This window comes from Rhodococcus sp. WAY2 (genome assembly GCF_009859915.1).
In the GTDB taxonomy this organism is placed as follows: Bacteria; Actinomycetota; Actinomycetes; order Mycobacteriales; family Mycobacteriaceae; genus Rhodococcus_F; species Rhodococcus_F oxybenzonivorans.
On the sequence record NZ_CP046572.1, the window covers coordinates 2,194,209 to 2,208,293 of the forward strand.

Below are 14,085 nucleotides of genomic sequence, written 5' to 3' on the forward strand. Positions count from 1 at the left end.
AAAGAGAACCGCCCTCATTGGCGGAGTCACACGGGCGTGGAATTTCGGTGAAGGGATTTCCAAACGAGCGCCGTCAACGAAGTTGATCACGTCTAGGTCAAGTATGAGACCGGCCAACAACCGAACAACTTACTCAGTACCACTCGGCGACACCACCGTGGCCGGAGCACGTTCCACGCCTGCTCTCGCTGTACGAGTATGTGCCGTCCTTACAACGGGCACTTGCGCCGGTCGGTGACGCGCCGGGGACGGGTATGCAATTGCCGGCGGAATTTTCGTAATACCCCTCACCGCAGCCGTATCCTCCCCAAGGTTCTGGATCGGGCGCGGGAGCAGGTGCCGGCGGCGGGGGTGGTGGCGGAGGTGGTGCCGGCGCAACGGGCGCTGGTGGCGGCGCGATGGGCGCCACTCGGGGTACTTCCTGTTGAACCGAGGGAAGCGTTGTGGCTGGCGGGGGAGGCGGCGCAACGTTCGTAATCGTCTGTGCGACTGGGGGAGGTGGTGGCGGTGGAAGTGTCGCGCCACATCCACCGAGTACGCGCGCGATCGTGTCTCGTTCTTGTTGCGAAACCGCCAACCGGTAGATCGACTTGACATCCACCTGCTGTGCGACGTAGGTGCAGTGATAAGTCGCATTCGGAGGCAACCAGGCGGAGGCGTCGCGGCCTGCCTTTTGCCTGGATGCCGTGCCATCTACCGCCTGCAAATTACGGGGGTCGTTCGCCAGTGCGCGCACCGTCTGTTCGTCAAGCTGCTGAGCACCCGTCCGCCGAGCATCCGCGAGCGCGACAACACGGTCGATCTCTACCGTTGCAAAGGGGCCTTCGTTGTCGCTCGTGAAGGCCAGTATCTTACCCGAGTATGGGTCCTGCAGTTGGCCTGAACGTACGACGCAGCCGCGACTGCCTGGCACCAGCACGACCGTGGTGAGATCCCGTCTCAAAATGTCATTGCGGGTGTCACAACCGTTCCTTCCGCCCTCGACCGCAACGTCATCGGACCAGGTCGATAGCCCCGCGTCATCGAAACCTGTCATCGGCGCCGGTTCGGCGATGGCCAGGGCGTCGAGCTTTGCAAGTACTGCGTCGGCTGCCACCGATCCATCGATGGGCATGAATTTAGACGCGACCGCTAGAGGGCGCTCCGCAGTTGTAGTCGGCGCAGATGTCGGCGGCGCGCTCGTCGGTTCGGAGACTGCCGAGCCCGCGCTCTTGGTCGCCTGCTCGCTCTCATACAGTTCGGGGTGAATCGCCGAATCAAGGGCCGTCGAGGCTATGAATAACACTGCTACTGCGGTGCCCCACAGAATTCTCCTCCCGACGGGAGACTTGCCCGGATTCTGCTGCTTCCAGGCGCGAACCCGTGACGGCCGCACGGTGGCAAAATACAGGGCGCCTGCCGCGATGAGTAGGCAAACTACGTAAAACGCGATACTGACCTCGCCTTCCATCGCGGCGCCGATGAGACCGATCAGGAACATGATCCCTATAAGTCCAAACACGACGCGAATGACTGACGACAGTGTGCGACCGAATCCTCCGCGGCCGCGCTGGTCAACGGATGGATTTGTTGCGGGGTCGAGAGGGTCGTGCATGGGTATCTCCGAGGCATTGCTAGCAGTGACGCGTGGGCGTTGTTCCTGGTTATCGAGACTTTGTAGTGGACTGTTACGCACGCGTCGGGATAAGCGTCTCGATCTGCGTGCGAAGCGTCCTGCGGCCACTCTGAGTTGGGCCAAATGGATGGATTCCGGAGTCTGGAGTGAGGCGTCGTGTAGCAATCCGGTCGACGATGACGAGGTGTCCGGCGCGCCGTCGACGCTTCTGGAAGTGACGACCGACCGCGGGTTGGTGTAGGGAATAGGTTGGAAGAGCGGCTACATCTACCAGGGGTTCTCCTACCTCATATCGCAGACCCATAGAGGCGACGAACATCGGCGCGCCGAGGGCTTGATGCTCCATCCGGTCGTCGACGGACACTTCGACGAGCAGGTAGTCATTCAAGGGCGCCGAATTCTATCCGCGACGGCGGAATCCTCGCGCTGACGCACGATCGATCGCCGGCCAGTTCTCCGCTGTAACAAACACTGGTCTCAGCTCACTGACATGATTGTGCCGTTCCCGGAATCCGTCACCGTTTCGCGCAACAGCAGGTTCAATCCCCTTCGCCGCAATGGATTCCACCCCAGGTCGGCGAGACGTGCCTCCTCCACCGCGGCGAGGGATCTGTCACCCGCGAGGCCCGGGCGAAAAATTGGACGCAGCGCGCCACGTCATCTGGGTCGGTATCGAAGGTCGAGTCCAGGGTTAGCAGGTCGTCGACCTTCATTTCCGCGACGTAGCCCGACAGGCGGCGCTGAAAAGCCGACCAGGCCCGCTGCACACTGCGGTCGTAATCGAAGTCGTCCCAACAGGGCATCGGCACTCCCGGGGTTTCGTGAGAAGCGAGGCGATGACTGCGCCTCGCGATGATCGATAACTGAAATGTAGCGGCCGGCACCGACATGTTCGGGGCTATCGGGCTCGGCGCGCCCTTGTGCCGCCGAGAGAACTCAGGTCCCCGCGGTGCGCTCGGTTGAGAGCTGAAGTAACTTGATCGGGATACAGAAGTCGGCGTGTGCCGCTTCGAGCTGGTTCGAGTGGGGTTGTGCTTTGTCGATCGGGGTGAACTCGTTCTCTGCCGATGAGCTGAGCGAGACATTGTGGGTGGACCTGCTGCCCTGGTTGGACGACTATGTCTCCGACCGCGCGGTTCTGCTCGAGCCCCTCGCACCCTCACCGGACTGGTGGTTCAGCGAGTCGCCGTCGTTCACCGCACTCGAGGTCGACCTGGAGAAGGTCCTCGAAGAGCTGGCTGAGGTCTACGTCGCCCACCACGGGCCCGCTGTGCTTGCGGAGAGTTTCCCGGCGCTGGATGCTGATCTGCCGGTCGCCGCCTTGGCTCTCGACACCCGCGCCACCACCGCCCTGCGACGCCTGACGTCCGAGTCGACGCTCGCCTGCGTGCTGCCTCACACTGTCACCGATCTGTTCGGGGTCCGCGGCACCAGCGCCCAGACGGTGCAGGACATCGTCTATGGCCTCCTCGTCTGCACGGTGATGCGCGATCCGCGGGCCGGCATTGAGGACGACGCGACACCGGACGCCCCACCCGTCATCACGGCCCTCGTCGATGACCTCCGGCAACTCGCGGTCTGGCGGCGTGCCCGCGGCCAGGGTGACCGCCCCCTGGTCACGGTCGAAATCGACGACGAGTCACCCGAACCTATCCAGGAGCTTGCAGCACGAGTTTCCGCATTGACCCCCGCCGACCTCCCCGACAACGACCGCAACGACGCGGTCGACGAGATCGAGAATCTCGTCGCGCAGCTCGACGAGCGTGAGTCGTTGGTGCTTCGTGAGCGTCTCGTCGCTGTCGACCGCATGCGTCTCGGTGCTGTCGGCGCCAAACTCGCGGTCAGTGCTGGACGCGCCGGTCAGATCGAAGCCGACGTCAAAGCCAAGCTCAACGCGGCGTGCGGATTCGGAACCGGCGTCGGCAACCTGCTGGCGAGCCTGCGCGTCGAGATTCAGCCCGTCGCGTCCCTCGACCGCCTGCTGTCCGCCCACCCGGTCCTGGCCGCCGAAGTCCCCAGTCTCCACGTCCCGCTGTGGCTCGTCCTCGACCGCCTCGATGACTACTTCGAGGTCACTGACAGCTGGGCCGCCGCACCCAGCGTCTCGGCGGCAGTGAAGCGCACGCAGACCCTGCTCGAAGACTATGAGTCACCCAACGGTGTGGTCGCGCTCGACGACGTCGCCGCCGCGGTGTCGATGCCGCGCGCCGAACTGGAAGTATGGCTGACGCGCTGCGGGTTCACTGTCGTCGCCGACTCCGCTCTCACCCACTCCAAGCGGATCGCCGACCTTGCTGTCGGCGCGCTCGAGGCGATCGGTGCGCCGCGGTCGGCTGAGCAGCTGGTGGGTGCGCTTGCATCGGACCGGCCGGCACGGTCGGTCGACACTGCATTGAAGAACGACGAGCGGGTGATCCTTGAAGATGGAGTGTGGCGGCTCGCGGACTGGGAGACAGCGAAACCTGCCGCCGCCGAAGCAGAAGAAGCACCGAATTTTAGCGAGTTCGGCGTCCACGATGACGGTTCGCTGCGGCGCACGCGCGCTTCGAAAGGCAAGACACCGGAGCAGACGCGACAGCTTTACAGGTCGGGCGTCACCTGGTACTTCCGCATCAGGGTGACGGCCGATCAACTCCGCGGCTCGGGATTCGCGGTACCGGCCGGAGTCGCGGCGGTGGCCGGTTGCCGGCGAGGTGAGGTGGCAGAACTGTCCAGTGACCTCGGCGCACAGATGATCCGTTGGACCGGCGCCCAGCCGACGTTCGGCACTATCCGCCGATTCCTCCGCGCCCTGTCCGCCGACGTGGGTGATGTCGTGCTGCTCGAGTTCGGCCCCGAACGCAGCTTCGGCGTCCGTCGTCCGCCGACGGTGCCCGAGGACGCCGAGCCGTTGCGTCGTGCGCTCGCTGAGATGGGCCATCCAGAGCCATTGGAGGTCAGGGGTCGGGACCTACCGCGGGTGGTCGCCGATGCTATCGGCCTGTCCGGCGAGACGCGGCCACGCCGGATCCTCAGCGCCTACCGTGACCGCGGCGAGGACACCATCACCGAACTGCTGGAGCAGGCATGGGTGCACGGAACGGACACGACCGATGACTGACCAAAATGTGGATGTCGTCGACACGCGCACCCTGGCGCCTGACGAATCACTGTCCAGCGCACTCGGACTGCGCCACACCATTCCGACCGCGCTCGCCGACCTGGTCGACAACAGCGTCGACGCCGGCGCCCGCCACGTGCTGATCCGCTTCGTCAGCGAGGGCACCCGCATCGTGGCGATGCGGGTGATCGACGACGGTGCCGGCATGGACGGTGACACCATCGAAGCCGCGATGACTTACGGCCGCCGCCGTGAGTACGCGTCCGGCGATCTCGGGCATTTCGGGGTCGGGATGAAGGCGGCGTCGCTGAGTCAGGCGCGGATGTTGCGGGTGTGGTCGCGGGCTACCGGTCAGCTTGCTCAGGGCCGCATGATCGATACAACGGACGGTCAAGGGCGGCACACGGTGTCGGTGCTCGACTCGGCGCAAGTCGCCCAGCAGTTGGACGACACGGCGCCCCGCTTCCCGTTCACCACGGGCACGATCGTCGAGTGGCGGGGCATCAAATCGTTTCTGATGTCTGCCGACAGGGATGAGCAGGTCAGCTGGCTCGAGCAGACGATCAACGACGTGCGCAGTCACCTTGGCGTCGTGTTCCACCGGCTCATCGACGCCGAACGTGTCAGCATCACTGTCGACGTCTACGACACCGAGGCCGGTCGGGCGGGGGCACCGAGGACGGTCAATGCCCTCGACCCGTTCCGCTACCCGTACCCCGGCGACACCCAGTACCCGCGGCCGTTGACGCTGTCTCTCAGTGGGTCGTTGGCGACGGCTATGGCCCACCTGTGGCCGGCGCGCAGCAATGCTCCGGAGTTCCGGCTGCACGGTATTCCAGGCCGCGAGCATCAGGGGCTATACGTTTACCGTCACGACCGGCTATTGCAGGCCGGCGGCTGGAACGGCGTGGTGCGGGGCCGTCCCGATTACGGGCTCGCGCGCATCGCGATCGACCTCGACGCGCAGCTGATGCGGCACTTCACCATCAACCCGGAAAAGTCCGAGGTGACGCTGGACGCGACCGCGTCAGCCGCACTCGACCAGGCGGTCTTCGCCGACGGTGATGGGAACTTTCAGTCGTATCTCGCCGACGCCGAATCGGTGATGCGGTCGGCCCGCAAGCGGCAGCCGCGACCGATCAGCGTCGTCGAACCGGCCTCGGGCCTTCCTGAGGACGTTCTCGACTCCTTCAGCGATGCTTTGGAATTCACGGTCGCCGACGACCCGGTGTCAATCGGGTGGCGCTCGCTGGCGCGGGACAAGTTCTTCGAGGTCAACCTCGAGACCCGGACGCTGTGGCTCAACGCGCGCTTCCGGCGTGACCTCCTCGGCCGGCGCAGCCTCGACCCCACCGACGCCCCGGTTCTCAAGTCGCTACTCTTCCTGCTCACGAGCGAGATGTTCGAGGGCGTCCGGCATAGTGCCCGGCAGAAGGACAAGATGCAGGCGTGGCAAGAGGTGCTGCTCTCCGCGATGACTGCAGACAAGGGGCGGGTGGCGACGTGAGCGATGAGGTCTATTCGGCGATTGCCCGCGAACTCGGGGACGGCTTCCCGCCCGAGGACGTGCTGTATCCCGTCAACGCGCGTCTCCGCAAGAGCTATCCGAACGGTCTGACCATCGAAGACATCGTGAACGTCTTCCTCGACGAGGACGCGACCGCGGTCCGGACAGCGCTCCGAGCGCGGTTGCGGCAATGGGACGCCGAGAGTGCAGCGTCGTGGGTCGGTTTCACCACGCCGAACACGGACGACCGCCGCGCCATGATCTACGACCTCCTCGGCATCCCCGCCGAGGGACACGCAGCCCTCGACGAGGTGTATGCGCGAGACGGGGGACCGGTGGTAATCGCGGCGCCGCAGCCCTGGGCTCCCTGGTACACCCCGGAACGGCGAAACGAACACAACTTTTACTGGCGCGCCTACCGTCGAGTGCTCGAGGGCAAGAGCTGGGACGACGAGACGATCGGCAAACTCGATGTCGCGACCACCGAGGTGGTGCAACGGCTGGCCGACCCGAGCCGGCCGGAGCCCTACCAGTCGAAGGGCCTCGTCGTCGGATACGTGCAGAGCGGAAAGACCGCGAACTTCAGTGGCGTGGTCGCGAAGTCGATCGACGCCGGTTACCGGCTGATCATCGTGCTCACGGGCACCATCGAGATTTTGCGCAGCCAGACCCAGCGTCGCCTCGACATGGAGCTGGTCGGCAGGCAGAACATCAGCGCCGGTGTGGACGACGACTACGCCCACGACGAGGACTGGTTGCGTGGCAGGTTCCTCGAGCATGAGGTCGACCCGAACAAGACGCACGACGTCCCGGCGATCCGACGGCTCACGACGTCGACGTTCGACTACAAGAGCTTGCTGGCGGGCCTGAGCGCTCTGCACTTCGAGATCAGCGACCACGCGCTTCCGCTCCACGACCCGAAGAACCTGCATACCAGCAACGTCCGCATCGCCGTGATCAAGAAGAATGTGACGAGCTTGAAGAAGCTTGTAGCCGACCTGAAGAAAGTGCCCACCGAACTCGACCAGATTCCGGCTCTGATCATCGACGACGAGGCCGACCAGGCGTCGGTGAACACGATCGACCCGAAGAAGGCGGCGTCACTGGACCAAATCGAGCGCACCGCAATCAACGCGCAGATCGCCGAGATCCTCGGGTTGCTGAAGCGCGCCCAGTACGTCGGCTACACGGCCACTCCCTTCGCGAACGTCTTCGTCGACCCCGACGACAGTGTCAACGTGTTCCCGTCCGATTTCATCGTGAGCCTCGAACGCCCCGGTCCGTACATGGGAGGGGCGGACTTCCACGATTTCGAGGACGAATTCGATGACGCCGAGCGAACACCGGCGAATTCGAACGAGAAGGCCTACGTTCGCGATCTCCGCGCGGACAGTGACGAGGAGCGCACCGCCGAGCAGCTCTGTGCGCTCGATTCCTACGTGCTGGCCGGCGCAATTAAGCTGTTCCGCGAGTCGCGTGGTGCGTCGCCGTTCCGGCACCACACGATGCTCGTGCACGAATCGGTGAAACAGGCCGAGCACGAGGCGGTGGCCGACGAGTTCAAGGCGTTGTGGACGTCTGCCGGTTACAGCCAGCCGTCGAGCCTGGCGCGGCTCGAGAAGCTATGGATCGACGACTTCGCCCCGGTGAGCCTTGCCCGCGCGGAGGCAGGTTCTGCCATCCCGAAATCGTTTGAGGAGATCGAGCCGTTCATCGGCGCGGCCTACGACAAGATCTCCGAGGGCACGAGTCCGGTGATCATCGTGAACGGTGCAGCGGAGAAGGACTACACCCAGGATTCGCTCGACTTCCAAGAACGCGGTGTCTGGAAGATCCTCGTCGGCGGCACCAAGCTCAGCCGCGGGTTCACCGTCGAGGGACTGACGACAACGTACTACACGCGCCGAACCGGTCAAGCTGACACGCTGATGCAGATGGGCCGCTGGTTCGGCTTCCGGCCGGGATACCGGGACTTGGTGCGTCTCTTTATCGGTCGCAGTGTTCCCGGTGCGGCCGGCGCCGACTTCGACATGTACAAGGCGTTCGAGGCCGTCGTCCGGGACGAGGAGGAGTTCCGCGCGGAGCTCGCCCGGTTCAAGGGAACCAACGCCCAGGGTGAGCCGTGGGTAACACCGCGCGACGTGCCCCCAATGGTGTTCCAGCAACTGCCGTGGCTCAGGCCGACCGCCCGGAACAAGATGTTCAACGCGGAGCAAACATACCGGGGGATCGGTGGTGAAAGTTTCAGCTTCACAATGCAGCCGCCGCGAGGTGACGGCTCGAACAATGTCCGGCACTTCAACGCCGTCCGGCCCTTGCTACACAGTCTCACGGAGACGGGCAGTTTCGAGTTTGCCGACAAGGACGGCCGGCGCCGCAGCTTCTCTGCGCGACACGGCATTGTCCCGGCTTCGGTGGTGCTCGAGGCCGTCGACCAATTTGTCTGGGACCGAAAGTGGGACTTCGGTCCGCACCGCGAGGCATTGGTCAGCGCGATGGATCGCGGGCTGCTCGACGACTTCGCCATTCTCCTTCCGCTGCCGAAAACACGCTTGCCAGTCGACATCAAGGGGTGGCCGGAGCAGCTACCGATCGTCAACCGCAAGCGCCAGGAACGTGAGTATCGCACCGGTTTCACCGGAACCGCCGTGCGCGAGCGGGACGCCATCGAGCACATCGCGGGCAGCCCGGACAAGAACGGCGGCACGCAGGCACAGAAGCTGCACCGCCGAACGCGTGGCGCCCTGATATTGGTGTTCGCAAGCGACCCGGAGGCAGGGTCGCGCCAGATGAAGCGGGCGAAGACGGGGCCCGTCGATCCGAGCGACTTCGCGACGTTGTTCTCGTACGCGCTGCCCTATGCAGCGGAACCGCTCGGTCGGATCGGGTTCCGGGTCAAGAAGTCGGGAGCGGGAGCGATCGTCGATGCGCAGTAAGAGAAGGGCGGCCGACGGCCGCAGAAGGAACGGTGCCTGATGGCCAAGACGATTGCGACGATCAACCTCAAAGGTGGGGTCGGAAAGACGACGATCACCGCGGGGCTGGCAGAGTTCATGTCGCTCGAATTCGGTCAGCGGGTGCTGCTAATAGACCTCGATGCGCAGATCAACCTCACCACCATGATGATCAGCGAGGATACCTGGCTCGAGCTGAACAAGCAGGGCCGGACCATCGCGACCCTGTTCCGCGACGCCGTCGATGGCACCTCGCATTTCGACGTCAAAGAAGCAATCCAGCGTTCGGTGTCGCCGGTGAAGCGGGTGACGGGCGTCGATCTGCTGCCGTCTTCGCTCGACCTCATCGAACTGCAGGAGGAGATCAGCGCCCTGCGGGTGGCGGACCGATCGTCGACGAAGCCGGTGGAACTGCTGCGTGACGCGATCGCACCGGTCGCGGACTTCTATGACTACATCCTCATCGACTGCCCGCCGAACCTCGGACCCATCACTCTCAACGGACTGGCGATGGCGGAGGGCTACATCATCCCGACGATCCCGGACGTGTTGTCGACGTATGGCATTCCGCAGATCCAGACGCACATCGCGAAGTTCGGCAAGGAGATCGGCCGGGAGCTGTTCGAGCTCGGCTTGGTGATCACGAAATACAAGTCGAACTCCGCGGTGCACCGGACGACCGTGATGAATTTGCGGCGAGACCCCAACGTCCCGCATGTACTGCCCGAATACCTCGCGGAGTCCAACCAGATTGCCGCGTCGGCAGAGTTCCACCCCTACAGCACCCTGAAGGTGAAGTACGGGAATCAGGGTCAGTTCGACCAGATGCGTGCGATCACGCAGAACATTCTCACGGAAGCGCAGGCGAAGCTATGAGTGCCCAGATCGAAGAAGCCCGCCGACGGGTGCAGGTATCCGAAGCCAGTGCTGCGCTGCTCAAGCTCGATGCCACCAACTCATCCGCGTCGGTCCTACTCGCGAAGCTGGTTCAGGTGGTAGCCGAGGAGGCCGCGCGGACTCCGCGTTTCGCGAAGGCCATCGCCGAGGCGTTCGTCGTCCCGAAGTCGGAAGGTGCCGAGGCGCCCGCACCAGTCGTCGCGGCGCCCGCACCGCGACGGCGTGCGGCCGCCGCCCCGAAGGCCAAGCGTGCGGCGGGTGCGTTCGATCCCTTCGTCGTGTTCCGCGAGTCCGGCGAAGAGGTGTTGCTCGAACGACTCTCGGAACTGGACGCGGACGGCATCAAAGACATCATCGCCGAGCAGGAACTCGACACCCACAAGGAAACCGGGCGCAAGCGGAAAGTGGAAGTCCTCGCCGTCTGGACCGTTGAGCGTGTCAAGGCACTCTCATCGAAGGGGAGTGCGTTTCGCTAGCAGCGCAGGTCGAAGAATCGGCACTGACACTGTATCCGCAACAGGCATGGTTGGCGTGCGTTGGTGACGCACAGGGGGTCCAACCCGTGGCGGTCGGTCGGTCCCCTTGCAGTTGGCCGTGGTCATGTTGGGGAAACCATCGATCGGCTGTGGCATTGCGGCAGGGCGTCCGCCGCTTGGATCAGCTGATCAGGGACGTATGGGCTGTCGGCGTAGGGACCGGTAAAGCACGCAGGATCGCCGGACCTTCGCCTGCCTAGAGGCCCGACTCCAAGTGGCAACGCCGTCGTCAATAGCGGGCACTCAGAGGAGTCCGTCCGGTAGCCCCAATGAGGGAATAAACGACGCGAGATCGATGATTTCGATATGTGCGGCGGGTCCACCGGTAAATTCGGCGATGGTGAATCCTCCGCCAGGCCCGAACTTCTCTTCGAATCGGCGCCGAGTGTGGGGGGATGAGCGTGCCAAGGCCCATTCGGCTGTTGCTTTGGAGGAAGTGAGGAACTTCCTCGGGAGTGGTCCGACGATAAACATCTGCGCGCGCCGATCAGATTCGTCGAAAGCCAGGTGCACAAGGTCCGCGAACACTCCGCGCTTGCGCATTGTGTCAGCGCCCTTCCACTGTGCAACCTTGAATTCAGCCACTCGCCGGTCCGTTTCGACATCGAACGGTCTGCTGGGATCGTTGCCCGCACCGAGAGATGGCCTCACAGTCACCGTCTCACCTGGTTCGAGGATGAGCGGTAAGCAGCGCGCGATTACGGTCGCATGAATAACGTCACTGAGACGCCCGACATGCTGACGAATGGCCAAGGCGGCGTCGAGAAGATCCTCGCTGAAACGAAACTCGGTGACGACGTCGTTACAACCCGTGATCGCGGCACCAGCGAGTGCTTCCTCCGCGGATGCCAAGTGATTTGTGAGTTTGTGGTCGGTGAGAAACGAGAGCAGCGTCGCAAAGGACGCCGACAACTCACCGTCAATCGTCTGCGATTCAACGAGTGTGGCCTTGCGGTGGGGCCCATCCTTACGTGGTTGGTAAGTGCTGGTTGTGAAGCCCATTCTGCGGAGGCGCGCAAGAGCTAGATGTGACGTGAAGGTTGACCGGGGATCTCCGCTGAGTGCTTGGTACACCTGTTTCGGTGGATAGCGCACCCCGCCGGCATCTACCCAATGTTCTCGGATCGGTTCGGGCGTGTGGTTTCCGAGGAGTTTTGTTACTTCCTGAACATCTGCCGGTCCTTCAAGCTTGCCCGTGTATGTCACGTCGAAGATTGAACCATTGCGGGTTCAGGAGCCGGTCGTGCGGTAGGGGTTGCTCGTGGCGTGTTCCCCGTGAGCGGGACCAGCCAGTCCCGATTGGCTGAACCCCAACCTCGGCCCGCATCGACAGGGCGGGGACGCTGGCAATGGGGTGCCATTTCGCGGGATCGGAACCCGGCTCGTCGGTCGTAAGGATCGGCTCGTCATTCGTGAACGAATCTGATCAGACCCTGTCTATTCAACCCTGGTAGTGCTCCTGTCTTTGCGACACTGATTACAGGGATCGTCCGTCTCTACTGTGTCGGGGTGACATGAACGGGGCACCATGGCCCGGTTCCACCGCGTCAAGATTCGTGTGAGCCGGAAGTTGCGGACCCTCGCGGTCCTCGCGATCGCAGCGGGTGTCGCGCTGTTGAGTCCAGTCGCCGTCCAGGCCGCTCCCTCTGACTATCAGTTCCCGAGCCCGGTCTACGGGACCAGCGTAGTTCCGAGCGTCGGCTGCTCAGCTTCGGTGGCGGTTGGGTCGTAGCGCGAACTGATCCGAGCACACCCGGCATCACGCGGTTCCTCAGCGATCCGAGAGTTGAATGTATGTGCGTCGTCCATTGGCAGAACTTGACGACCGGCGCGTCCGGTGTCGCGGAGGTTGGTGCGGACTTGGACTACCTTCCCCAACCGAGATACGGCTTCGCGAACACCGGGTCAGGAGTCGTCGTTGGGTCGATATGGATTACCGGTTATCAGCCGGTCACGTGGCTACCGACCGTGGGGGTTTTGAATGTTCCGTAGCATCGCCGCTGTTGCCGCGGACGCAGTCGCATCCTTCGGGATCGCGTTAGCTGGCACGTCCACGGCTCAGGCCGCTCCATCCGACTACCAGTTCCTACCCGTCGCAGGAATAACCGCAGCCCCGCCGTTCATGTTTGCAACACCAGTGCACGGGTGGTTGTCGGCGCGGACTGACCCCGCAACACCAGGGGGTAACGCGTTTCGTCGCGGGTGATCCCAACTGGGGATGCTATTGCAGTGTCCAATGGCGGAACCTGAACACCGGCGCAACTGGAATCACTGATATTCGGCGAGGTGGCGATCGGGTACCGCTCAACGGCCACGCCAACACTGGCTCAGGAGTTCTGCTCGCGACTGTCGGCCTTACAGGTGGTGCGATGAGTACGACACTCATCCCGTCCGCTGGCATGTGGACGGTTCCGTAAGGTTGAGCGACACGACAACTTAAGGATGTCAGCGTGGCGAGGAACCGCAGGTAATTGCGGTCTGACTCTTCGGTATGTAACGCAGATCACACCCGCGCGATAGGTAGGTGTCGGCGTCAACCTCAATGTGTGGAGGAAGCCATGGACAGTCTGAGCTTCTATGGAATTCCCGAGTGGGCTGAGCCTGGAATTCGTGCGGTTGCCTTCGTGTTAGCGCGAGTCGGCTACTGGTGGTTCAGCGTCACCTAAGGAGAACAAGCACGGACGATCCACGGTTCGACGGACCGCCCGACGCGTTGTACTCCAGTTACGTGGCGGTTACGCAATGGTTGTCCGAACCACGCAGACCCAACCACTTTTGGTGGACAGAAATCACGGTGTGAAGGAGACAGTTATGCATGTAAACGCCCTTCCGACAGCATTCTTCCGTACCCAAGGACTTGACTAGGACGACCTTCGTCTCTGGGGCGTCCCAGAATTCATGATCCCAGCGATCAACGATGGATTCTACTGGATCGCGCAGACATTCGGCCCCGCCATCGTTTGGTGGCAACAGAACATGATGTGACCTCACTGTTCATACCAGGCGCGGCGCATGAGACCGCGCTTCCGCCGACAGCCGCAGACGGAGTGATTTGACATGGAAACGCAAGGCTTTTCGCCATGATCCCCGGCATGATCTGACGTAGTGCCTTGGGTGCCTACTGAACTCACTGTTGACTGCTAGCCGTCCATCCACACGGCTCGGTGCGGGAGATGGACGTTGGCTGACCCGCCACCGAGTCCACCACCGCCGGATGCTCCCTTGTTCCTGCGTATATGCCACCGCTGTCACCACGACGACGGCTCGGCACATCGTGGCGTTCAACCGCGAGGAGAATCTCGATGCGGATGTTTTGGCCGGGTTTATATTCGGCACGGACTCCAGTGCGTGTGACCCATGGTGGAGCCGTTACGCGATCTTCAGGACGATCTCTGTTTCTATTGCTGCAGGCCGATGGCCGCGACCTCAACATCGATCACATGTTGGCGTGGTCCTGAACTCGATAGACGGTGTCG

Annotated in this window: 8 protein-coding genes; 5 read left to right on the forward strand and 3 right to left on the reverse strand. The window is 63.2% G+C overall.

Translation table 11 applies throughout. The features are described from left to right. Nucleotides 1-133 precede the first annotated feature (133 nt). Complete coding sequence (locus GFS60_RS40345; RefSeq protein WP_442972183.1) at nt 134-1,594, reverse strand: DUF3761 domain-containing protein; 1,461 nt, start codon at nt 1,592-1,594, stop codon at nt 134-136. A gap of 560 nt (nt 1,595-2,154) precedes the next feature. Next, complete coding sequence (locus GFS60_RS40350) at nt 2,155-2,700, reverse strand: TY-Chap domain-containing protein (protein ID WP_442972184.1); 546 nt, start codon at nt 2,698-2,700, stop codon at nt 2,155-2,157. Between GFS60_RS40350 and GFS60_RS10230 the strand changes: the two genes are divergently transcribed. From GFS60_RS10230 to GFS60_RS10250, 5 genes are read left to right on the forward strand one after another with little or no spacing between them, the layout of a single operon-like run. Continuing rightward, the gene (locus tag GFS60_RS10230; protein WP_236603430.1) at nt 2,664-4,715 is read left to right on the forward strand and encodes a hypothetical protein; all 2,052 of its coding nucleotides are present in this window, start codon (nt 2,664-2,666) and stop codon (nt 4,713-4,715) included. The two genes, GFS60_RS40350 and GFS60_RS10230, sit on opposite strands and share 37 nt — an antisense overlap. Next, the gene (locus GFS60_RS10235) at nt 4,708-6,222 is read left to right on the forward strand and encodes an ATP-binding protein (protein WP_159920950.1); all 1,515 of its coding nucleotides are present in this window, start codon (nt 4,708-4,710) and stop codon (nt 6,220-6,222) included. Before GFS60_RS10230 ends, GFS60_RS10235 begins: the two co-directional genes overlap by 8 nt. Further along, nucleotides 6,219-9,158: a Z1 domain-containing protein gene (locus GFS60_RS10240; RefSeq protein WP_159920952.1), complete on the forward strand. Its 2,940-nt coding sequence runs from the start codon at nt 6,219-6,221 to the stop codon at nt 9,156-9,158. The genes GFS60_RS10235 and GFS60_RS10240 overlap by 4 nt, the downstream gene beginning before the upstream one ends. 39 nt (nt 9,159-9,197) lie before the next feature. Then, nucleotides 9,198-10,052 (forward strand): ParA family protein, encoded by an 855-nt coding sequence (locus tag GFS60_RS10245; RefSeq protein WP_159920954.1) that lies wholly within the window; start codon nt 9,198-9,200, stop codon nt 10,050-10,052. Beyond that, the gene (locus tag GFS60_RS10250; RefSeq protein WP_159920956.1) at nt 10,049-10,549 is read left to right on the forward strand and encodes a hypothetical protein; all 501 of its coding nucleotides are present in this window, start codon (nt 10,049-10,051) and stop codon (nt 10,547-10,549) included. The genes GFS60_RS10245 and GFS60_RS10250 overlap by 4 nt, the downstream gene beginning before the upstream one ends. A 303-nt stretch (nt 10,550-10,852) precedes the next feature. On the opposite strand, the gene GFS60_RS10255 is transcribed toward GFS60_RS10250, so the two are convergent. Next, a complete protein-coding gene (locus GFS60_RS10255) occupies nt 10,853-11,815 on the reverse strand; it encodes a hypothetical protein (RefSeq protein ID WP_159920958.1) in 963 nt (320 codons plus the stop codon). Nucleotides 11,816-14,085: the final 2,270 nt, after the last annotated feature.

What these genes read in the sequence shown, in the direction of transcription:
- GFS60_RS10250 (WP_159920956.1), top strand. Translation starts at nt 10,049, where the DNA reads ATGAGTGCCCAGATCGAAGAAGCCCGCCGACGGGTGCAGGTATCCGAA.
- GFS60_RS10245 (WP_159920954.1), top strand. Translation starts at nt 9,198, where the DNA reads ATGGCCAAGACGATTGCGACGATCAACCTCAAAGGTGGGGTCGGAAAG.
- GFS60_RS10235 (WP_159920950.1), top strand. Translation starts at nt 4,708, where the DNA reads ATGACTGACCAAAATGTGGATGTCGTCGACACGCGCACCCTGGCGCCT.
- GFS60_RS40350 (WP_442972184.1), bottom strand. Translation starts at nt 2,700, where the DNA reads ATGTCTCGCTCAGCTCATCGGCAGAGAACGAGTTCACCCCGATCGACA.
- GFS60_RS40345 (WP_442972183.1), bottom strand. Translation starts at nt 1,594, where the DNA reads ATGCACGACCCTCTCGACCCCGCAACAAATCCATCCGTTGACCAGCGC.